General features: G+C 28.0%; 15 protein-coding genes and 1 other RNA gene. 11 read left to right on the forward strand and 5 right to left on the reverse strand.

From position 1 onward, the window contains the following. Positions 1–3 precede the first annotated feature (3 nt). Positions 4–972: an NAD(P)-binding domain-containing protein gene (locus tag B0175_RS03720; RefSeq protein ID WP_108527339.1), complete on the reverse strand. Its 969-nt coding sequence runs from the start codon at positions 970–972 to the stop codon at positions 4–6. A 121-nt stretch (positions 973–1,093) separates the two neighbouring features. On the opposite strand from B0175_RS03720, the gene queF reads away from it, so the two are divergent. Both queF and B0175_RS03730 read left to right on the forward strand, forming a co-directional pair. Next, positions 1,094–1,471, forward strand: coding sequence for a preQ(1) synthase (queF, locus tag B0175_RS03725; protein WP_034226946.1), 378 nt, complete (start codon positions 1,094–1,096; stop codon positions 1,469–1,471). Between the two features lie 9 nt (positions 1,472–1,480). Beyond that, the gene (locus B0175_RS03730) at positions 1,481–2,068 is read left to right on the forward strand and encodes a MerR family transcriptional regulator (protein WP_108527340.1); all 588 of its coding nucleotides are present in this window, start codon (positions 1,481–1,483) and stop codon (positions 2,066–2,068) included. Positions 2,069–2,084: 16 nt separating this feature from the next. Here B0175_RS03730 and ffs read toward each other — a convergent pair. Continuing rightward, positions 2,085–2,181, reverse strand: an RNA gene (gene ffs / locus B0175_RS11400) — signal recognition particle sRNA small type. A 96-nt stretch (positions 2,182–2,277) separates the two neighbouring features. Between ffs and B0175_RS03735 the strand changes: the two genes are divergently transcribed. Beyond that, positions 2,278–2,685 carry a YqaA family protein gene (locus tag B0175_RS03735; protein WP_108527341.1) on the forward strand — a complete coding sequence of 136 codons (408 nt, stop codon included), beginning with the start codon at positions 2,278–2,280 and terminating at the stop codon, positions 2,683–2,685. A 75-nt stretch (positions 2,686–2,760) separates the two neighbouring features. Beyond that, positions 2,761–4,005 (forward strand): MgtC/SapB family protein, encoded by a 1,245-nt coding sequence (locus tag B0175_RS03740; RefSeq protein ID WP_108527342.1) that lies wholly within the window; start codon positions 2,761–2,763, stop codon positions 4,003–4,005. Between the two features lie 172 nt (positions 4,006–4,177). Here the strand turns inward: B0175_RS03740 and B0175_RS03745 are convergent, their stop codons facing one another. After that, a complete protein-coding gene (locus B0175_RS03745) occupies positions 4,178–4,708 on the reverse strand; it encodes an NAD(P)H-dependent oxidoreductase (protein ID WP_108527343.1) in 531 nt (176 codons plus the stop codon). Between the two features lie 103 nt (positions 4,709–4,811). Between B0175_RS03745 and B0175_RS03750 the strand changes: the two genes are divergently transcribed. After that, a complete protein-coding gene (locus tag B0175_RS03750; protein WP_108527344.1) occupies positions 4,812–5,159 on the forward strand; it encodes a winged helix-turn-helix transcriptional regulator in 348 nt (115 codons plus the stop codon). Positions 5,160–5,165: 6 nt separating this feature from the next. On the opposite strand, the gene B0175_RS03755 is transcribed toward B0175_RS03750, so the two are convergent. Further along, positions 5,166–5,993, reverse strand: coding sequence for a LysR family transcriptional regulator (locus tag B0175_RS03755; protein ID WP_108527345.1), 828 nt, complete (start codon positions 5,991–5,993; stop codon positions 5,166–5,168). A 97-nt stretch (positions 5,994–6,090) separates the two neighbouring features. Between B0175_RS03755 and B0175_RS03760 the strand changes: the two genes are divergently transcribed. Both B0175_RS03760 and B0175_RS03765 read left to right on the forward strand, forming a co-directional pair. After that, positions 6,091–7,269 (forward strand): YbfB/YjiJ family MFS transporter, encoded by a 1,179-nt coding sequence (locus B0175_RS03760; protein ID WP_108527346.1) that lies wholly within the window; start codon positions 6,091–6,093, stop codon positions 7,267–7,269. An 82-nt stretch (positions 7,270–7,351) separates the two neighbouring features. Beyond that, positions 7,352–16,120 (forward strand): hypothetical protein, encoded by an 8,769-nt coding sequence (locus tag B0175_RS03765; protein WP_108527347.1) that lies wholly within the window; start codon positions 7,352–7,354, stop codon positions 16,118–16,120. A 57-nt stretch (positions 16,121–16,177) separates the two neighbouring features. Here the strand turns inward: B0175_RS03765 and B0175_RS03770 are convergent, their stop codons facing one another. Next, complete coding sequence (locus tag B0175_RS03770; RefSeq protein WP_108527348.1) at positions 16,178–17,080, reverse strand: RluA family pseudouridine synthase; 903 nt, start codon at positions 17,078–17,080, stop codon at positions 16,178–16,180. A gap of 113 nt (positions 17,081–17,193) precedes the next feature. Between B0175_RS03770 and purB the strand changes: the two genes are divergently transcribed. The 4 genes from purB to B0175_RS03790 all read left to right on the forward strand — a co-directional run bounded on the left by purB (position 17,194) and on the right by B0175_RS03790 (position 22,967). Then, complete coding sequence (gene purB, locus B0175_RS03775; protein ID WP_108527349.1) at positions 17,194–18,522, forward strand: adenylosuccinate lyase; 1,329 nt, start codon at positions 17,194–17,196, stop codon at positions 18,520–18,522. Between the two features lie 10 nt (positions 18,523–18,532). Further along, complete coding sequence (locus B0175_RS03780) at positions 18,533–20,917, forward strand: ribonucleoside-diphosphate reductase subunit alpha (protein ID WP_108527350.1); 2,385 nt, start codon at positions 18,533–18,535, stop codon at positions 20,915–20,917. 32 nt (positions 20,918–20,949) lie between these two features. Further along, the gene (locus B0175_RS03785; protein WP_108527351.1) at positions 20,950–21,969 is read left to right on the forward strand and encodes a ribonucleotide-diphosphate reductase subunit beta; all 1,020 of its coding nucleotides are present in this window, start codon (positions 20,950–20,952) and stop codon (positions 21,967–21,969) included. A 158-nt stretch (positions 21,970–22,127) separates the two neighbouring features. Further along, positions 22,128–22,967, forward strand: coding sequence for an AbiJ-NTD4 domain-containing protein (locus tag B0175_RS03790; RefSeq protein WP_108527352.1), 840 nt, complete (start codon positions 22,128–22,130; stop codon positions 22,965–22,967). The last annotated feature ends 12 nt before the right edge of the window (positions 22,968–22,979 follow it).

Raw genomic sequence — 22,979 nt, forward strand, 5'->3', positions numbered from 1 at the left:
TTTCTATACGTTTTTATTCGAAATATTATTTATTATATGATAACCATGATTTAAAGCAATAGCAATAGATCCTTCACCTTTAGAAGCTATATCACCTGCAATATAGATACCTTTTGTAGTTGATTCGAAATTTTCATCACAAATAGGATGAGAGTTTTTATCTATTTTTACACCACAGGATTTCAGAAAATCAATTGGTGTAGTTCCTCCAATAGCGTATATTATTCTATCAAAAACTTCACTACTTTCATCAGTGTATATAACTTTTACTTTTTCATTTTCATCTTCTAATTCTTTTATCTCTTTATTCATTTTTATAGTTAATTTTTTATCATTTTGATATTGCATAACAAATTCTTCATTTATAGAATTTAATCTTGTAAAAACTGGTTTTCTACATGCTAAAGTTACATTATTTTTTTCATCGGATAAAAAACAGGCATATTCAGCTGCACTATTTCCTCCACCAACAATTAAGATTTTTTCATTTGTTGTACAATCATCTAAGTTGAAATTGATATATTTTTTTATATTTGTTGGAATTTTATAATCAGGTTTATTTGGTTTTCCCATTTTGCCTATACAAATAATGGCATATTTTGTTTGATAAATTTTATTTAAAGTATGAACTTCAAAAAGATTTGTATTTTCATTTTTTATGATTTTTTCAACTTCAGTATCATAAATGGGTGAAATATTATATTCATTTAATAATTCATCAAAATAGTTAAGTGTTGATTCTTTTGTTCCATCAATAAAATCAATATTTCCTTCTAGATTAGTTATTTGATTTTTCCAATCTTTATCTACTCTTTTACCATCTTTATAAAATTTTCTAATAGTTTCTGAATGATTTGAAGTTTTTTCAATAAGCAAAGTATTTTCAATATTTTTAAGTTTTGCTTCAATAATACAGGCTATTCCTGCACTTCCAGCTCCAATAACTATAATATCATAAATTTTTTCATTCATTTAGAATCCTTAACCATTTAAAACTATCTTACAATTATATCTGATAAAGCTTAGTAATCTTTATAAGTGAGTTTTGGGTAAAATAGCCACTTAAGACAAAAAATAAGGTTGTAAGATGGAAATAAAATATGGTGAAAAAGAGATATTAGAGTTTGATATTAATAATGAAGAAAATTTTTGGCCAAATGAAAACTCAAAAAATTATATTATAGATATTGAATTACCAGAATTTATGGCAAAATGTCCAAGAAGTGGTTATCCAGATTTTGCAACAATAAAAATACAATATACTCCAAATAAAAAAGTTATAGAGCTAAAAGCACTAAAAATTTATATTAACTCTTTTATGAATAGATATATTTCTCATGAAAATTCTGCAAATGAAATATTTGATACTCTTTATACTAAATTAGAACCAAAATGGCTTAAAGTAATTGCTGATTTTAAACCAAGAGGAAATGTTCATACAGTTATTGAAATAGATAGCGCAAAGTTATAGGAAATAGTTTTGGAAAGATTAGTTACAACAGCACAAGCAGCTGAAATCTTGGGCTTATCTTTACAAGGAATACACTATCGTATAAAAAAAAATCAACTAAAATCTTTGAAAAAAGATGGAAAAGTGTATGTTTATGTTGATGATACACAAAAATATAATTTTGAAGAAAAAACAGAAAATCATAAACAACAAAATAATATAAATGAGATAATTGAAGTTAAAAATGAACAAATAGAACTTCTAAAAAAATCTATAAAATGGATGAAAAAACAATATATTTCAGAAATTTATAGACTTGAAAAAAATCAAAAAAGGATTATTGAAGTTTTTAATAGTGAAATAAAATTACTTCAAAGTGCTTTTAATGAAATGAAAGGTATTTATAAACCAAAATTAGAAAATAAAAATCAAACTAATAGTAGTGATTTTTTACCTTTAAAAGAGTTTTTTGTTATTATGAAAAGAGCAAATAAAACAGATGCTGAAATAAAAAATATTATATTTAAATCTATAAAAAATGGTGATAAAAGATTTATTTATAACAAAAAAGAAAAAAAACTTTTGATTTTAAATGAAGATTTTAGTGATTTGATATAAAGAGTACTAAAAGTACTCCTCTCCAGATACCCAAACACAACACTAAAAAAGGTGCCTTGCTATGTTCCCATCCTGGGGCGGTGTCTTTAGAAATGCTTGAAAGGGTCTAAAGAAGAGCATTCAAAATATCAAGATATTCTCAATGTTCTTCTTTAAAGGCTCGAATTATAACTTAGCAATGTTTAATCTATTATAAAAGAAGTATATTTATGGTCTATTTAACACTATTTTTCGTAAGTTTTATATCTGCAACTTTGTTTCCACTTGGAAGTGAAGCTTTATTAATTTATGATATAAAAGAAGGTTACAATATTTATTTATTGCTATTTTTTGCTACATTAGGAAATAGTTTAGGTTCTATTGTAAATTATTATTTAGGTTTAAAAGGTGAAGAATATTTAATAGAAAAAAATCTTATAAAAGAGAAATATATAAATATTTGTAAAAACTACTTTGATAAATATGGATTTATAACTATTCTTTTTTCATGGTTACCAATAATTGGCGACCCAATCACTTTTGTTGCTGGTATTTTAAAATATGATTTTAAAAAATTTGTAATTTTAGTTACTATTGCAAAGTTATCAAGATATATATTTATAGTTGCAATTATTTAAATTTAATAATTGATTTTAAAAAAAGTTATTAAATAAATGGTATTATTTTAAGATTTTAGAAAGGAACCTAAATATATGGATATAAATTTACTTTTAACGTATTTTATTTTAACAACAGTTTTTAGTTTTTTAATAGGTTTGGAATTAAAAGCGTATAAAATGAAGTTTCATGCCAATGATTCAAAAATATTTTTAGGAACAACAAGAACTTATACTTTTATAGGAATTATTGGATTTATATTTTATAAAATTGAGCCAAATAATTTTTCAGTATATATTGCTGGATTTTTAGCTATTACACTACTTTATTCAATGCTTTATTATAGACTTTTAGCAGAAAAAAATAGCATCGTGTTATATCTTGTTGCTGTTGTTGTTTATAGTTTTGGACCTTTAACAAATCTTTTTCCTTTTTGGCTTAGTTCATTAATCTTTGTGGTTACTATATTTTTATTAAATGCCAAAAAGAGATTATTAAATTTTAATTTGAAAATAAATATTTATGAAATAGAGACTTTAGGTAAAATGATACTTCTTTCAGCTGTTGTTTTACCACTTCTTCCTGAAGAAAAAATCATTCCTTATTTAGGGATATCTTTATATAAAATTTGGCTTACTGTTGTTGTAATTTCTGCTATTTCTTATGCAGGATATATTGTACAAAAGTATCTTTTCCCTTCAAAAGGTATTTTTTTAACAGGAATTATAGGTGGTATTTATTCATCAACTGCAACAACTGTTGTTTTATCAAAAAAAGCACAAGGTTTAGAAAAAAATCATCTAATAACAGCTTCAGTTATTGCTGCAACTTTGATGATGTATTTAAGACTTATAATAATTTCATATATTTTTAATGTTGAAGTTGTAAAAACAATATTAGTACCTTTTTTAGTTTTGTCTTTTATTTGTTTAATAATTACTTTTATATATTATAAAAAGGCTTCAAGTGGTGTAAGTACAATTGAAGTTGAAGATTCAAATCCTTTAGAGTTAGGAACGGCATTTATTTTTGCATTTTTATTTATTATTACTATGTTAATTACAAATTTTGTTGTAGATAGTTATGGTTCAACTGGATTAAAATTTTTATCAATAATTATTGGATTTACAGATATTGACCCTTTCATTTTGTCTTTATTAACAGGAAAATATTCTATTGATTCATCAGTTATTGCTTCAGCTATAATAATTGCTGCAGGAAGTAATAATATTTTAAAAGCCGTATATACAATTTGGTTTGGGAAAGATAAAACAATTTCTAGCTTTGTTTGGCTCTCAATTTTAGGTATTTTGACAATTTTAGTAGGCTTTTTTATATAATTCCTTACTAAAGTGTTACCATTTGATAAAATTTTTAAATTAAACTTGAAAACTAATCAAAAATAAATGAAAAATAGATATAATCACTCATACAAAAATATTGATAATCGATGAGTATAAAACTTACAGCAGAAGTTTAACTAAAACACCTATACTCATCGCTTATTGATTACTATTTAGATAATTCTTTTATATATTTTACATAATCTTCTTCATATTTATTTAATACTTCATCACTTAGTTTATATTCTGTTCCATAAGTTATAAATGGTTTTTTATAATCCATTTTTATATAATTTGCTGTGCCAAAGAATGGAAAAAGATACTCTTCAACACTTTTTTTATCTTTTCCTGTTTCACTAAATGCTTTTTCATCTCCTCCACAACTAACAGCAACAGCAAAAGCTTTATTTTCTAATTTATAATTAGCTCCATAAGCAAAATCATATTCAAGAACAAAATCAAACCACTCTTTTAAAAGTGCAGGCGAACTAAACCAATACATTGGAAATTGAAAAACAATAACATCATGATTCAACAATAACTCTTGCTCTTTTTTTACATCTATTTTAAAGTTTGGATAGTTTGTATATAAATTGTTTATAGTTACATTTTCTAATTTACTAATTGCATTTATAAGTTTTTTATTTACAACTGAATTCTCAATATTTGGGTGAACTAAATTTACCAATATTTTTTTCATTTTAAAGCCTTTTTTTATAAATTTTGATAGGATTATATATAAATATAAAATAAAATGTAAGTATGTACTTTTGTGTAATATACTATCAATTAGGAAAGTATCTATGAAAAAAAATGAAGAAAATAATATTACAGAAACGCCATTTGGTTATACTTTATCTTTAATCTCTGGAAAATGGAAAATGATAATTTTATACTTATTATCAGAGTATGAAGTTATAAGATACAATGAACTACAAAGAAAAATAGGAAGCATCACTTATAAGATGTTAAGCTCCCAATTAAAAGAATTAGAAGCAGATAAATTAATCACAAGAAAAGAGTATCCAATGATTCCTCCAAAAGTTGAATATAGTTTAACACAAAGAGGAAAATCTCTTATTCCTATTTTAGATGCGATGTGTTATTGGGGTTCAAAGGAAAGACCTGAATTAAATCTTTGTGTAAAGTAGGATATTTTATAATTCCAAATTCTTTAAATAGTCACTAATTTTTGGAATATAATCTTTTCTACAAACTAAACAAGTAGGTATGTAAGCCTCTTTTTTAGGTAAAACAGTGATTTTTATATCTTTATCATAACCCATCTTTTTTACAATACTTGTAGGAAGTAAACTTTTTCCCATTCCTACTTTTATACAAGAAAGAATTGTTTCTAAACTTCCAAAAGATAGAGATTTTTCTACATAAATATTTTTTTGTTTGTAATAATCTTTCAAGAATTCATCATAAATACAGCCTTCTTTAAAAGTTAAAGTTACATTTGGAGTATTATCTCCTTGTGGTTCAAGTATCGCTATTTCTTCTTCATATTTTTTTAAAACCATTAAAGAATCATTTTTTGGTTCACCACTAATAAATGCAATATCAACTTTATAATCTAAAATAAGTTGAGTAACACTTTTTGTAGTTCCTGTAAAAAGTTCAAGTTGCATTTGAGGAAAATCTTCATGAAGTTTTAATAAAAAAGGAGAGATTCTTACAACAGCATTACAATCAGTTGAACCAATTTTCAAAGAATTTATCTCATTTTCATTCGTAAGACTTGAAATACAATTTTCCATTTTATGTATTAGTTCTATTGCTTGAGGATAAAACTTTTCACCTGATTTTGTGAGAATCACACCTTTTGGAACTCTATGAAAAAGTTCTAAGTTTAAAATCTTTTCTAATTGTTTTACTCTTGAAGTTACATTTGATTGAGTACATTTTAATTCATTTGATGCAAGAGAAATACTTTTATTATTTGCAACACTTACAAAAACTTTTAATAAATTCAAATCCATATCATTTTTCCTTATATCACCTATCATTATTGATTATTTGACACTAGATTACTATTCGTGATATTATAACAAAATTTGAGAGAGATAGGATTTTAAGATGAGTAGATTGTTTGATAGGAACGATAATCTAGCAATTTTAATTGCAGGGATTTTTTCAATTATTATAGGAATTGGAGTAGCAAGATTTGCTTTTACAGGTCTTATTCCTCCAATGCTTGAAGATCATTTAAGTATTAAATTTGTAGGTATTTTGGCTTCATTAAATTTTGCAGGATATTTAACAGGTTCGATTTTATCTGTATTTTTAAAAGATATAAATCAAAAAGTACTTTTTTATAGAATGGGAATAGTTTTAGCAATAGCAACTACTTTTGTTTTAGGTTTTAGCACAAATGATACTTTTTGGATGATTTCAAGAGTTTTAGGTGGATTTGCAGGAGCAATGGCTTTAGTAGTTGGTTCAGCTATTGTTATGACAAAACTCAAAATGGAAAGTAAAACGAAAGCTATGGGAATTCATTTTAGTGGTATAGGATTTTCTATTTTAACAACAGATTTAATAGCAAGATATGTTTTGAGTTTGGGATATACTTGGCAAGATTCTTGGATAGTTTTATCAATATTTGCAATAGTTTTAGCAAGTTACGCAATGTATATTTTATCTTTTGATAAAGAAGTTAAACAAAATGTTGTAAAACATAAATTTGATTTTTCTATTTTTACTTTTTTTGTGATTTTATTGATTATGGCTTATTTTACAGAAGGTGTAGGATTTGTAGTTCAAGCAACATTTTTACCTGATATTGTAAATACTCTTCCTGGACTTGAAGGTTATGGAAGTTTAACTTGGACTTTAGTTGGTCTTGCTGGAATACCATCTTGTATAATTTGGATGAGATTAGCTCATAATTACGGAAGTATAAATATGATTATTATAGCTTTACTTCTTCAAGCAATTGGTATTTTAATTCCGGCATTTACAAGTAATATTTATTTAAATTTATTAAGTGGGGTTTTGTATGGTGGTACTTTTATAGGTTTAGTGGCGCTTTTTATGAATTTAGGTGGACAATTATCTCATGGAAATCCAGTGATTTTAATGGGTGCTTTAACTACTTCTTATGGTGTAGGACAAGTTATTGCTCCTTTATATAGTGTATATTTAATTGAAAAGTTTGGCAATTATGATTATGCTTTATATCTTACTGCTCTTATTGTTTTGGGTGGAATATTGTTATTATTTATTGCAAAAAAGTTCGAAAAAGAGAGAATTTAATGTAAATATCACCCTAATGGGTGATAGACAAAGCAAAAAAAATAAAATATAATCTTACTAATAAATTAACAAAGGAGAGCTTATGTCTCAAGTAGGAATAGTTAAAACTTTAGAAGGAGGAGTATTTTATGCAAAGGATTCTTCTGGAAATATTAGAGAACTAAGTATTGGAGATATAATATCTGAAAATGAAATCGTATTTGGCGATAGCTCAAATTCTCCATCTGCAAAAGCAGAAGTGGAATTATCAGAAAATGATGTAATAGTTTTAAACCAAGCACAACAACAATTGATAGACGCTTCTTTAAATGAAGTAACTTTTGGAAATGAAGAAGTAACTTTTGCAAAAAATGATGTACAGAATGCATGGAATAACACAGCAGATGATGTAAGTGATGATATGGAAACAGCTGCAGGTGATCCAACACAACAAGAGACACAAGCTGGACAAGAAGAACCAACAGAAGAAGGAAGAGTTTCTGCTAGATTTAGCTCTAGAGATGGAGATTCTACAAACGTTGTAAGTGATTTAAGAGATGCTTCTTGGACAGAAGAACAAACTACTATTATTCCTGATTTAGAAAATAAATTAATAGAACAACCATTACCAGTTGCTTTTACAATTATTGATGGAGATAATATAGTATGGGAAGGAAATACTGCAACTTATACTGTAAAAGTTGTAGATGCTGCTGGAAATCCAATTATTGTTAATCAAGATACAATAGTATATGTTAGATATACAAATATAGAAACAGATGACAATGATACACAATACACACATAACACAACAATAGCTGTTGTTGTTAAAGCAGGAACTAGTGAATCTACATTTACTGTAGAAACGAAAGATGATTATCTAGCAGATAATGGTGAAAGATTTAATCTAGAAATCACAGGTAATAATTCTACAGAATTTGATATGAGAACAGGAAATCAAACTGGTGGACAAACAAATGTTGATACTGCAATATTAGATAATTCAAATCCAACAACTCCAGGAGGAGAAGATAATGGTTTTGGAGCAGAAGATACAGTTTTTGCAATAATAGAAGGAACAGCAACAGTAAATGAAGGTGATTCAGCTCAATATGTTGTAAAATTAGTAGATAAAGATGGAAATCCTGTAACTGTAACAAAAGATACAGAGGTAACTATAAAATATACAAATAAAACAACTCAAGATGGTGATACAGAATATAATAACAACGATACAATAAAAATTACTATTAAAGCTGGTGAAAATTCATCAGATAAATTTGATGTTGATACAATTGATGATTATTTAGCAGATAATGGAGAAAAATTTAATTTAGAAATTACAAATGTTGATGATCAAGGACAATTTGAGAAAGTAAATATTGGTGATATAAATGGCGATAAAACAAATGTTGATACTACAATCTTAGATAATACAACTGATAAACCAAATGAAAATAGTACAGTAGAAAGTAATCAAGAAAATGTAATTTTAAAAATAGTAGCAGTTGGAGAAGATGGAAATCCAATAATTAAAGATGGTAAATATACATTTGAAAATAATGTAGCTGAAGGTTCAAATGCAAAATATATGGTATTAGCATTTAAACCAGGTACAACAGAATTTAAAACAACAGATGTAGTTGATACTCAAGGTGGAACAGTTACTATAAAAACAACTGATGATACAGCAAAAACAACTGGAACAAAAGATAATGCAGAACTTGATTATGTATCTGAAACTTCAAAAATTGTAACTGTTGGAGAAGTATTTGAGATAAAAACTTTAGATGATTATTTATCAGATGATGGAGAAAAATATAAAGTATCAATAAATGATAAAACTTATGAACATCCAGCATCAGGTGCAATTTATGAAAATGTGGTTACAAATACTGATCCAGTAACAACAACAATAAAAGATAACACAACACCAAATACAGAAACAAATGTAGAAGATGTAAAAATAGTACTTGTAGCTGTATCATCTGCTACAACTACAATTGCTGATATTACAGATACAACAACTGGAAAATTAATAATTGATAATACAAATGAAACGCCAGAAGGTGGAAAATTATATTATATTGCAGTTGCAGTTGATAAAGATGGAAAACCTTTAGCTACTCAAGGTGGAGATGTTACAATAAATTATGGAACTACATCAACTACTTCAGATAAAGATGCAACAGCTGACATAGATTATGATACTACAAAATTAACTACAAAAGTAGGAGAGGTATTTGAAGTAAAAACAAAAGATGATTATTATGCTGAAGGAGATGAAAACTTTACTGTAAAAATTACAGATTTAGAGAATTCACCATATGAAACACCATCTATTGATACAACAAAAGATACTGTAACTTCAACGATAAAAGATAATGCACCAACAATAAATGGAACAGTTGTTTCAGGTGGTGAAGATACAGATGGAAATACTTATGGAGCAGAAGATACAGTATATGCAATCATTACTGGAGAAACAACAGTAAATGAAGGAGGAGAAGTTACATATACAGTTAAACTAGTTGATAAAGATGGTAATACTGTAATTCCAACAAAAGAAACGACAGTTACTGTAACTTATACAAATATTGGAACAACATCAACAGATGATACAAATAAAACGAATAATCAAGAAATAGCTGTAAAAATAGATGCTTCAGGGAAAGGAACATTTACTGTAGAAACAAAAGATGATTATTATGCAGAAGCTGATGAAAACTATAATGTAAAAATTACAAATGTACAAAATACGGGTGAATTTGAAAATGTAAAATTTGATAGTTATCCAAATACTATTCCAAATAGTCCATCAAATAATGTTACTACAACGATTAAAGATAATCCATCAAAAGTTGAACAACCAGATACTGGAACAGGAAATGATGATCCAATAAATGGAAGTTATGGAAAAGAAGATACCGTATATGTAAAAATTGAAGGTAATCCAACTGTAGTTGAAGGTGGAAAATTATCACATACTGTAACACTTGTAGATAAAGATGGAAAAGCTGTAACTATTCCAGCTGGAGAAAGTGTAACAGTAACATTAACTTATACTATTAAACAAGATGGTGGTAGTTCAGATGATTATGTTACAAAAGAAGAGACAATTATTATAAAAGGTGGAACATCTTCAACAACTTTTGAAAATATTACAAAAGTAGATTTTGTGACTGAAGGTAAAGAGATTTATGAAATCACAATATCAAAAGTTGAACAAAGTGGTGCTTTTGAAAATGTTGCTATTGATTCTACAGCAAATAAAGTAACAGATACAATCCTTGATGGTATTACATTAACAAATCCTCAAAATGCTTATGTTGATGAAGATAACTTCTATACAAATAAAAATGATGGAACAAATTCAACAACTAAAAATAGTAATATAAATGATACAAAAAGTTTAGGATTTACAATTCCAGCAAATTATGAAACAGAAGTTGGAACTTTTAGTGTTAATTTTGTGAGTGCACCAACAGTTACAGTTGATGGAAATAATTATCCATTGACTTCAAATGGAGTAGCAATTACATATACAGTTAATGGAAATACAATTACTGCAAACGCAGGAAGTACAAAAGTTTTTGATATTGTTTTAAGCAAAGACGGAACATACACATATAAACAATATGCAAATATTGACCATCCAAACAGTGGAAATGCAAATACAGATTATGAAAATGTTAATACAAATGATAATATAAATTTAAATTTTGAATTTAATATTACTACAACACCTAAAAATGGAGAACCTTCTACAACAAGTCCTACTCAAGGCTTTACAGTTACAGTAAATGACTCTACTCCAGATGCAGGAACAAGAACAGAAACAGTAAATGAAGATGGAACTTTAACTATTGTTTTAAGTGATGAATCATTTAAAAATGGATCTATTGAAATAGATAATGGAAAAGATGGATATCAAACTATTGCTAAAAATGGAACAGTTAATATTTATGATGGTGATGAAATTATTGGAACACTTACAAATAAAGGAAATGGGACTTTAACTTTTAAACCAAATGCAGATTATAGTAAATATGAAGCTGATAATGGTTATTTACCAAATTTTAAATATAAAGTTAGTGATACTGATGGAGATTATGCGCAAGGACAAATCAATATTCATGTTAAACCAGTAGCTGATGGTACAACTATTAAAGTAGAAAATGTAACAACTCATGAAGATAATAAAAATACTCAAGAAGGGCAAAATTCTGTATCTTTAGGATTAGTACAACCAACTATTAAGGATAATACAGATAAAAATGACACTGCAAAAGGTGACCATGGTGAAAGAGTTGATTATATTACACTTAAATTTACAAATGGAACTTCTGTAAAAGGTGCCGTTTTAGAAAAAGCTGATGGTACTGATATTGCTACAATTTCTAATAATAATCAAACTGTTAAAATAGTTATTGTTAAAGATGATGGAACAGGAAAAATGATAGTAGACACAGATTTCCATCATTCAAATATTACTTTGGGACAATCTGGAGTAGTTTATCTTACAAAAGAGGAATATGAAGGATTAAAAATCCAACATGCTGAAGATAATGATACAGATATAGTAATTAATATCTCAACAAGAAGTTATGAAGTTAATGATAGTGGAGAACCTTTATCTGGTGTAAATTCAAAATCAAATAATTCAAATATGACTGTAGTTATTAAACCAGTAACTGATGATATTAGTTTAAAATGGAATGATGAGAGTGCAGGAACAATATCTGATAGTGGAAAAACTTACACATTTAATGATATAGATGAAGGAAATCCTACTATTGATTTAAAAGCACTTCTTACAAAAACAAGTGGAACAGAACTAAATGATGAAACGGCTGGAAACAAAGCTGATTTAGATGGAAGTGAAAAAAGAACATATACAATTTCTGGTATTCCAGAAGGTACAGTTGTAACTTTAGGTGGACAAACTGCTGTTGCAAATGATAAAGGTATTGCAACTATAGTATTTAATGATACAAATAATAAAAATGCAGATCCAGATTTCTCTATGAAATTCCCTGAAAATTACTCTGGAACAGTCGAAGGAAAGATTACTTTAAGTGTTTATGATAATGGTGTAGAATCTGGACAAAGAGATACAACAGATTATGGAAATGGTGCAAATGGCATTAAAACTGCTGAAGTTGATTTTAAAGTAAATGTGTATCCTGTTGCAAATGAAGCTACACTTAAAGTTAGTCAAGCTGTAGGTTATGAAGATGCTGGAAGAAGTCAAGGAAATATTTCAAATGGAAGTGATGCTTCAAAAGTTGATCAACCAGAAAAAGGAATTTCACTTGATATAAAAGTTAGTTCTACTGATACAGATGGAAGTGAAACAATTACTATCAATATAAACAAAATACCAAGTGGTGGATATATCTACTATAAAGGTGGATTGTATGATGAAAATGGTTTTGTAAGTGGTACTAAAACTGATGCTATAAGTATTACAAAAACAGGAAGTACTTGGTCAATAACTGTTCCTGAATACAACAATGAAAGTCCAAAATTTATTCCTCCTCATAATAGTGATGAAGAATATAATTTAGAAGTTACAGCACAAACAGTAGATACTGCTATTATTGATGGTCAAGAAGTTGTTGAAACTTCAACTATTTCATCTCCTAAAATTATAGAAGTTATTGTAAAAGGTGTAGCAGATATTCCTGTTGGAACAGAATTAAACAATGATGGAAATGAAAATGCTTATACTGTTGGTGAAAATGATTTAGATAGTAGTGGAAATAAATTTGATTTAAAAGTTATTTATAAAGATGCTTCTAAATTAGATTCTTATGATAATGATGGTTCTGAAGAACTTTCAATTGTAATAAAAGGTCTACCAGATGGATTTAGCGTAGAGGGAGCACTACCTACAGGTGATGGAGAATGGGCATTTAATGCAAAAGATTTAGATAAAATCAAAATTACAACACCTTCAAATTTTAGTGGTGAAGCTTCATTTACGTTAACTTATGTGACAACAGAAAGAGAAGGAAACAGTAAAGTTCATTATACTCAAGATGTAAATATCTACATAAATCCAGAAATTGATTCAACACTTAATGGTCAATCAGTTGGAAATGAAGATGAAGTAGTAACTATAAATTTAAATCTTATTCATAATAATGGTGATGCTGATGAAACTTTAGAAGAAGTAAAAATTAGTGTAGATGATGTTACTGGAAAAGATTTTACCTTATTTATAGGTGGAGTAGATATTAAAGATGCTGGACTTACAATAAAAGATGGTTATTATGTGTTAACACCAGCTCAAGCAAAAACTATTACAGCTCAAGGAAAAGAAAATATTTCTGGTGAATATGAATTTGATGTAAAATATACAGTTAAAGATGTAGCAAATGATGGTAAAGCTGAAATAAAAGAATTTGATGCAACTCATAATTTAGTTATTAATCCTGTAACAGATCAACCAACTATTGATTTTGGAACAATAGAGGTAACAGGAAGTAATATAACTGTAAATGGTACAGATATAAAAATCGTTGGAGATAAAAAATCAACTATTGAAATTCCAGTTGAAACAACAAGTCTTGATACAGATGGTTCTGAAAAAGTTGTAGAAATTAGAATAGAAGGAGTTCCTGCTGGAGTAAAAGTTGTAGGTGGTGAATCTTCAACTGAAGCATTAGAAATTAGCCAAAATAATGGTGTTTGGACAATAAAAGTTGATGAAACTATAACAGATATCAATGAAATTATCAAAAATATAAAATTCGAAATAGATTCAGACGCAAAATTCTCACATAGAGAAATCACTATTACAACTGTAACTCAAGATAAAAATGCTGAAACTAAAGAAGCTAGTAAAACTATAACTATTGATTACGATAAAGCACCTGGAACTGGTGGTGGAACAGGAGAAGCTGCAAACTTTAGTTTAGTAGCAAAAGATTTTATAGTTACAGAAGATAAAGAGTTTAGATTAACAAATTTATTTGATATAAAAACTAATGGTGGAGAGGTTGAAGGTACAAGTTGGACTATTACGCTTACAGATTTACCAGAAGGTACTATTATAAATGGAACAGTTATTGGAGCAGACGGTAAATATGTTATAGAAAGTAAATTAGATGGTCAAGATATTTATGATATAGAATCAATTATCTCTAGTATCAAAATAACTCCACCAGCAAATTTAAATGATTATGATAATAGTACAAAATCTATGACAATTACTGCAACAATTGAAACAAAAGTAGGTCAAACTGTAATTTCTACAAGTGAAGTAGAAAATGATTCTACAATTTTACCGGTAACAGATAAAATGACGGTTACTGTTGATGCAGTAAATGAAATAGATGAAAGTGGAAGCTTTGAGTTTGGAATTACTTTATCAAGTACGGGTGATAATGAATCTAGAACAGATATAGTTGGAGAAACTATTGTTATTACAGTTTCTGAAAACTTCGAATCAGGAGAAACAGCAACAGGTGAATTGCTTTACAATGGTCAAGTATTAACACCAAATACAAATGGACAATATGAGATAGAAGTTCCAACTGGATATAAATTTGGTGATAAAATTGAAGGATTAGAGTATAAATCAGGTGAACAAAGACATGGTAATGTAACTATTACAGCTTCAATTAAACATCAAGAAACAGAAGCACATGATAATTATGAAACAAATGTAGAAAATGCAAGTGGAAGTGCAACTGTAAATGTAAAACCAGTTTTAGATGCAAATCCAGATGATATAAAAATAACAGCAAATTCTGTTGAAGATACTATCATTGATGTTAAAATTGAAGATACTCAGTTTATTACAGATAATTCTGAAAATTTAATAAATGTAATTTTTAATGATATACCAAAAGATTTTATAGTTTACTATAAAGATGCAAATGGAAATACAAAAATGGCTGTAAACACAGGAGATGGTAAATGGTTAGTTCCTGTTGTTAATGGAAACCTTCCTGATGGAATTCAAATCAAAGCACCAGAGAATTATAGTGGTGAATTTAAATTTAATATGGATTTCTATATCAAAGAAGAAGGATTAGATTTACAAAAAATTACAAAAGAGGCAACAGTTAATGTAACACCAATAGCGGATGGTGTTACTATTGACCCTACTCTTTCAGGTATTCAAGATGATGGTAGTTACGCAAAAGCATTTGAATGGACAGATTTAAATTTAAATGCGAATATGAAAGATGTTGATGGAAGTGAAACTTTAACTCTAAAATTTGATGGTTTAAGTCAAAATGCACAATTTAGAATTTTAGCTGAAGATGGAACAGCAAAATCAGTAGATGCTCTTTATGAAAATGGAGAATGGACAATCAATGGAATAAACGTTGATGATATAAATAATATTCAGTTATTACATGATAAAGAAGCAACTGTAAAAGTTACAGCAAGCACAGTTGATACAGCAACTGATGAAAATGGAAATCCAGTTGGAAGTTCAAGTACATCAACAGAAGTAGAAAGCACATTTGATTTAAGAATTGATTCATCTGATATTGATAATGGTAAATTTACTTTAGGAAAAGAAGTAAATATAGATTTCTCTAAAATTGAAAATGGAGATATAAAAGATATAAATACAATTGATTTAGGTGCAGAAGGTAAAAATGAACTTTTAAATCTTACACTTCAAGATGTATTAGATATAGGTGAAAAAGATGGAGATGGAAATATCAATCTTACAATTCTTGGAGATGATAAAGATGGTGTTTCTTTTGCGAAAAATGATGGTTGGCAAAAATCTGAAATAACACAAACTATAGGTGATAAAACATTTGAAGTTTGGTCAAATACAGGAGATAATACTGTTACGGTTAAAGTAGAACAACCAATTTCAGATGGAATTACAAACTAATTTCATCTTGAAGTATTGTTTTTAAAGGTAAGGATTTTTTCCTTGCCTTTTTTTATTTTAGAAAAATTCTTTATATAAATCTTTATTTTTAGAATATATTTTGTAAATAATACCTTTATATTCAAATTCTAAATAATTTGCATGAAGCCATAATCTATGTGATTTTGTGACTTTAAATCTATCCTCTTTACTTAAAGTTTTATTTAGATAATTTTCTGCATTTTCATCATCTACTCCATAAATTGGATCACCTAAAATTGTATGTCCTATAGAGTGAAGATGAACTCTTATTTGATGTTGTCTTCCTGTTAGAGGAAGAGCTTCTACTAAAGTTAGATTTTTTTCTTTATCATAAATTATTGGTTTTATTATAGTTACTGATTCTTTTCCACCCTCTTCTTTTGTACAGACTTTCATTCTTACTCCAATAGCTTTTCCCTCTCTATCTAGAGCTTTATCTATTTTTATTTCTTCTTTTATTTCTCCTTGAACAATAGCTAAATATGATTTATGATATTTTTTTTCTTGAAACATATCTTTTAATTCTATTTCACTTTTTTTATTTTTTCCAACAATTACAAGACCAGAAGTTTCTGCATCTATCCTATGAATTAGGTTTGCATTTTCACCAAAGTGGTATCTAATCTCATCAAGTAAAGAATAAGAAGTATTTTTTGAAATTGGATGAACCATAAGATGAGTTGGTTTATCAAAAATAGCAAAATTTTCAAATTCTAAAAGTGGTTTTAAACCTTTTGTTTGACCCTCAAAAACAGCTATAAAAATGTGCTCTGTTGGGATTTCATCGCCTGCATTTATTTGATTCATATTTTCATCAAAGATTCTTCCTTTTGAAGTCAGCCTTTGCCCTATTTTAGGCTCAATCTTAAGGTTTTGTATTAAAAAAAGTTGTATTTTTTTGCCTTTTATTGCATCATATTTTCTAAGTGTGAATGCCAAAATTTATTTCCTATTTTTATCTTATATTTTGTTCTGATTAGATATAGTTCAAATTCAAAATAACAACAATTTTATAATAAAATTTATACAAATATGATTATAAGGGATTTTTTATGGTTGAGAGATATGCTAGAAAAGAGATGAGTTCAAAGTGGACTCAAGAAGCAAGATATGCAGCTTGGCTTGAAGTAGAAAAAGCAGCAGTTAAAGCTTGGAATAAACTAGGATTAATTCCTGATTCTGATTGTGAAAAAATTGTAAAGAATGCAACTTTTTCAGTTGAAAGAATCGAAGAAATCGAGGCTATTACAAAACATGATTTAATTGCATTTAATACAAGCGTATCTGAATCATTGGGTGAAGAATCAAGATGGTTCCATTATGGTATGACATCTTCAGATGCTGTTGACACAGGTGTTGCACTTCAAATGAGAGATTCTTTAAAAATTATCATTGATGATGTAAAAATGTTAATGGAATCTATTGAAAAAAGAGCAAAAGAACACAAATATACACTTATGGTAGGAAGAAGTCATGGTATCCATGGTGAACCTATTACTTTTGGTTTAACTTTAGCTGTTTGGTATGATGAAGTGGCACGACATCTTAAAAATCTTGAAGATACTATGGATGTTATTGCTGTTGGACAAATTTCAGGAGCTATGGGTAACTTTGCTCATGCACCACTTGAACTTGAAGAGTATGCAATGGCAGAGCTTGGTTTAAAACCAGAACCTTGTTCAAATCAAGTAATTCACAGAGATAGATATGCTAGACTTGCAACTGCTTTAGCACTTTTAGCATCTTCTGTTGAAAAATTTGCAGTTCAAGTAAGACATTTACAAAGAACAGAAGTTTATGAAGCTGAAGAGTATTTTGCAAAAGGGCAAAAAGGAAGTTCGGCTATGCCTCATAAAAGAAATCCAATTTTAACTGAAAATATAACTGGACTTGCAAGAATGATTAGAGCTTATGCAATTCCAGCTATGGAAAATGTTGCACTTTGGCATGAAAGAGATATTTCTCACTCTTCAACTGAAAGATTTTGGTTGCCAGATGCATTTATAACAACAGATTTTATGTTACATAGAATGAATAGTGTAATTGCAAACTTAACAGTTATGCCAGAAAATATGATGAAAAATCTTAACTTAACTGGTGGATTAGTATTCTCTCAAAGAGTTTTACTAGAGTTACCACTTGCTGGTGTTAGTAGAGAAGATGCTTATAGAATTGTTCAAAGAAATGCTATGAAAGTTTGGGAAGAGATTCAACAAGGAAAATCAACTACAAATGAAAAAGGTGAATCTTTATATCTTCAATATCTATTAGGTGATGAAGAGTTAAGAGCATCTTTAAGTGAAGAGCAAATTAGAGAGTGTTTTAACTTTGATTATTATACAAAAAATGTTGATGCAATATTCAAAAGAGTTTTTAAATAAAGGGTAACCAATGTCAATTATGATTCAAAAAAGAAATGGTCGTAAAGAACTTTTAGACATTACAAAAATTCAAAAAATGTCTATGGAAGCAACAAAAGGTTTAGAAGGTGTTAGTCAAAGTGAACTAGAACTTGATGCACATATAAAATTTATTGATGGTATGCACTCTAAAGATATTCAAGATGCATTAATTAAAACTGCAGTTGAAAAAATCGATATTGATGTACCAAATTGGACTTTTGTTGCAGCACGTCTATTTTTATTTGATTTATATCATAGAGTAGGAATTGCAACTCATGGTGTAAAAGGTGAAGCATATTGTCATTTTAAAGATTATATAAAATATGGAATTGAAGCTGGAAGATTAATACCAAGTATTGCAGATGGTTACGATTTAGATGAACTAAATGCATATATTGACCCTTCAAGAGACCTTTTATTTAACTATTTAGGAATAAAAACTTTATATGATAGATATTTAATAAAAAATAGAAAAGCTGAACCAATAGAGTTACCACAACAAATGTTTATGGCAATAGCTATGTTTTTAGCTCAAAATGAAAAAGATAAACAATCAAAAGCAAAAGAGTTTTATGATGTAATTTCTAAATTTGAAGTTATGTTAGCAACTCCAACTTTATCAAATGCTAGAACAAATAGACATCAATTAAGTTCTTGTTACATTGGTTCAAGTCCTGATAATATCGAAGGTATTTTTGATGGTTACAAAGAGATGGCACTTCTATCTAAATATGGTGGTGGAATTGGTTGGGATTGGAACCAAATCAGAAGTTTAGGTGGAGTTATTGATGACCACAAAAGTGCTGCTGGTGGAACTGTACCATTTTTAAAAATTACAAATGATTTAGCTATTGCAGTTGACCAATTAGGTACAAGAAAAGGAGCAATTGCTGTTTATCTTGAGCCTTGGCATATGGATATAGTTGATTTTGTTGATTTAAAGAAAAACTCTGGAGAAGAAAGAAGAAGAGCACATGACTTATTCCCTGCTCTTTGGATTTCTGATTTATTTATGGAAAGAGTAATGGAAGACTCTTATTGGACTTTATTTGACCCTTATGAAGTAAGAGATTTAAGTGAAACATTTGGTGATGAGTTCAAAGCAAAATATATAGCTTATGAAAATGATGAATCTATCACAAAAGATAGAATGAAAGCAAAAGATTTATGGAAAAAAATCTTAACTTCATATTTTGAAGTTGGAAGTCCATTCTTATGTTGGAAAGATACAGCAAACAGAACAAATCCAAACTCTCATGTAGGACATATTAGAAGTTCAAACCTTTGTACAGAGATTTTCCAAAATACAAATCCAAACCACTATAAAATCAAATTAGAGTTTGAAGATGGTACAGTTTCTACTTATGAAGAGACAGATTTAGTAGTTGTTGATGGTGGAGTTACTAAAAAAGCAAATAAAGTTTCTGCACTTGATAGTGTAAATGGTAAAAGAGTATTTATTGTTGAAAAAGAGAAAATTGATGGAGATACAGCAGTTTGTAATTTAGCTTCTATAAATCTATCAAAAATAAATACAAAAGAAGACATAGAAAGAGTTGTTCCAACTGCAATAAGAATGCTTGATAATGTAATAGATTTAAACTTCTATCCACTTAGAAAAGTAAAAGCAACAAACTTAAAATCAAGAAGTATTGGTTTAGGTGTTATGGGTGAAGCAGAGATGTTAGCTCAATATCAATTAGCTTGGGGTTCAACTGAACACTTCAAAAAAGTTGATCAAATTATGGAAGCAATTTCATATAATACAATTAAATCAAGTTCAGATTTAGCAAGTGAAAAAGGTGTATATCCTACATTTGAAGGTTCAAAATGGAGTAAAGGTATTATGCCTCATGATTTAGCTCCTCAAGCTGTTAATGCACTTGTAGATAAAGATTTATTTGATACAAGTTATGATTGGGATAGTTTAAGAGAAAAAGTTAAAAAAGACGGTATGAGAAATGGTTACTTAATGGCTATTGCTCCTACTTCTTCTATTTCTATTCTTGTAGGAACTACACAAGCAATAGAACCTGTTTATAAAAGAAAATGGTTTGAAGAGAACTTATCAGGATTAATTCCAGTTGTTGTTCCAAAATTAAGTCCAGAAACATGGGCTTATTATACACCTGCTTTTGAAATTGACCAATTACAAGTTATCAAAGCAGCAGCAATTAGACAAAAATGGATTGACCAAGGGCAATCAACAAATATTTTTATGAGTTTAGATAAAGCAAGTGGAAAATATTTACATGAAATTTATACATTAGCTTGGAAATTAGGACTTAAATCGACTTACTATTTAAGAAGCCAAAGTCCAGAAGCAAAAAATGATGTAGAAGATAGAAGTATGGAGTGTGCAGGCTGCCAATAATTGCCTGCTTAAAAAAATATAAAGGACTTTAAATGGAAAGAAAAACTAATTATAACCCTGATTCTAAAGAGAGCTTAAACGATAGAAGAGTTTTTGGTGGAAATAGTGATGGAATGATCAATTTCACTAGAATGAAATATCAATGGGCTTTAAATCTTTGGGATACAATGGAGGCAAATACTTGGTTTCCAAGAGAAGTTCAAATGACAGGTGATGCAAAAGATTATAAGTTTTTAACACCTGCTGAAAAAAGAATGTATGATTTAGTTTTATCTCAACTTATCTTTATGGATTCTTTACAAACAAATAATCTAATGGATAATATAAATCCTTATATTACTGCTCCTGAAATAAATGCTTGTTTAGCAAGACAATCTTACGAAGAAGCAAATCATAGTAAATCTTACGCAGTTATGGTTGAATCAATTTCTGATAACACAGATTTGATTTATGATATGTGGAAAAATGATGCAAAATTAAGAGAAAAAAATACATATATTGCTGAAGTTTATAAAAATCTTTCAGGTGAAATTGATGATAGAAAAATTCTTTTAGCACTTTTTGCAAATCAGATTTTAGAAGGTTTATATTTTTATGCTGGATTTGCAGCTATTTATGCTCTTGGAAAATCAGGAAAGATGCTTGGAAGTTCTCAAATGATTAGATTTATTCAAAGAGATGAAGTAACACACCTTTTATTATTTCAAAATATGATAAATAGTGTAAGAAAAGAAAGACCTGATTTATTTACAGATGAAGTAGAACAAACTGTAAGAGCTATGTTTAAAAAAGCTGTTGATTTAGAGGCTTCTTGGGGAGCATATATCACTCAAGGACAAATTCTAGGATTTACAGATGGAATTATTAGACAATATATTGAATATCTTGCTGATAGAAGACTTGAAGCTGTTGGATATAAACCAGAATATGGAGTAAAACATCCAATTCCATGGGTTGATGGTTATGCTTCATTTAATGACCAAAGAACGAATTTCTTTGAAGGGAATGTTGTAAATTATTCTAAAGGTTCTATTGACTTTGACGATTTTTAAAAAAAGAAGATTTTCTAATCTTTCTTTTTGCCAATCTCTGCGTTGGCACTCGTATTTTAAGGACTCACTTACACCAGTAAGCTCATCCCTAAAATCCAATCACCGCCTTGACCTTAACAAAAATAAAAATCATAAAATCTCTTTTTGGAGGAATTGAAATGAGAAAGAAATTTTCTGAAAGAAATGGCTATAAAAATCCAAGAGATGCTTTACAAGTAGAATTTATAAATGACGATTTGAGAAATAGATTATGGAATAATATAAAAATGACATATCTTGATGGTTTGAGTACTCAATATAACTCAGAGGATTTAAATTTAAATGATAATTTAGAAATATATAAAATTAAACAATTATATGATTCTTTCTTTAAAACACATGAAGAACCACCTAGGAATAGGAGACAATTAAAAAAAGATATTAAAAATAAATATTTCTTGTTAAAATGGTTTGAAATCTATGATTTAGTAGAATATTTACCTGAATTATTTAAAAGAGAATTTTCAACTTTTTGTGAAGATATTAATGAAGTTTTAGAGGAAGAGAATTCAGGATATAGATTTGTAGAAGGCTTAATTGTACAAATTATCGATGAAGTTGAAATAAAAGAAATTGAAGAAGTTTTTGAATCTAAATATGTTACTGCAAAAGGGCATTTATCAAAAGCTTTAGAGCTTTTAAGTGATAGAGAAAATCCTGATTATCAAAACTCAATAAAAGAATCTATAAGTGCAGTAGAATCAATTGTAAATTTAATTTCAGGAAAAACAAATGTGGCATTAAATAAATGTTTTCAATATATTCCTTTTGAAATTGATGAAAATTTTCAAAGTGGGATGATGAAACTTTATAATTGGACTTCTTCTTCTGATGGAATTAGACATGCTTCTAATGGAAATGAAATTAAAAGTTCATTTGCTGAAGCAAAATATATGGTAGTTTCATGTTCAGCTTTTATTAATTATTTAATATTAAAACAAGAAGAAATTAAAAATTAAATTTATATTTTT

Source organism: Arcobacter lacus, assembly GCF_003063295.1.
GTDB lineage: Bacteria > Campylobacterota > Campylobacteria > Campylobacterales > Arcobacteraceae > Aliarcobacter > Aliarcobacter lacus.

What these genes read in the sequence shown, in the direction of transcription:
- B0175_RS03720 (WP_108527339.1), bottom strand. Translation starts at nt 972, where the DNA reads ATGAATGAAAAAATTTATGATATTATAGTTATTGGAGCTGGAAGTGCA.
- B0175_RS03735 (WP_108527341.1), top strand. Translation starts at nt 2,278, where the DNA reads ATGGTCTATTTAACACTATTTTTCGTAAGTTTTATATCTGCAACTTTG.
- B0175_RS03740 (WP_108527342.1), top strand. Translation starts at nt 2,761, where the DNA reads ATGGATATAAATTTACTTTTAACGTATTTTATTTTAACAACAGTTTTT.
- B0175_RS03745 (WP_108527343.1), bottom strand. Translation starts at nt 4,708, where the DNA reads ATGAAAAAAATATTGGTAAATTTAGTTCACCCAAATATTGAGAATTCA.
- B0175_RS03750 (WP_108527344.1), top strand. Translation starts at nt 4,812, where the DNA reads ATGAAAAAAAATGAAGAAAATAATATTACAGAAACGCCATTTGGTTAT.
- B0175_RS03755 (WP_108527345.1), bottom strand. Translation starts at nt 5,993, where the DNA reads ATGGATTTGAATTTATTAAAAGTTTTTGTAAGTGTTGCAAATAATAAA.
- B0175_RS03760 (WP_108527346.1), top strand. Translation starts at nt 6,091, where the DNA reads ATGAGTAGATTGTTTGATAGGAACGATAATCTAGCAATTTTAATTGCA.
- B0175_RS03765 (WP_108527347.1), top strand. Translation starts at nt 7,352, where the DNA reads ATGTCTCAAGTAGGAATAGTTAAAACTTTAGAAGGAGGAGTATTTTAT.
- purB (WP_108527349.1), top strand. Translation starts at nt 17,194, where the DNA reads ATGGTTGAGAGATATGCTAGAAAAGAGATGAGTTCAAAGTGGACTCAA.
- B0175_RS03780 (WP_108527350.1), top strand. Translation starts at nt 18,533, where the DNA reads ATGTCAATTATGATTCAAAAAAGAAATGGTCGTAAAGAACTTTTAGAC.
- B0175_RS03785 (WP_108527351.1), top strand. Translation starts at nt 20,950, where the DNA reads ATGGAAAGAAAAACTAATTATAACCCTGATTCTAAAGAGAGCTTAAAC.
- B0175_RS03790 (WP_108527352.1), top strand. Translation starts at nt 22,128, where the DNA reads ATGAGAAAGAAATTTTCTGAAAGAAATGGCTATAAAAATCCAAGAGAT.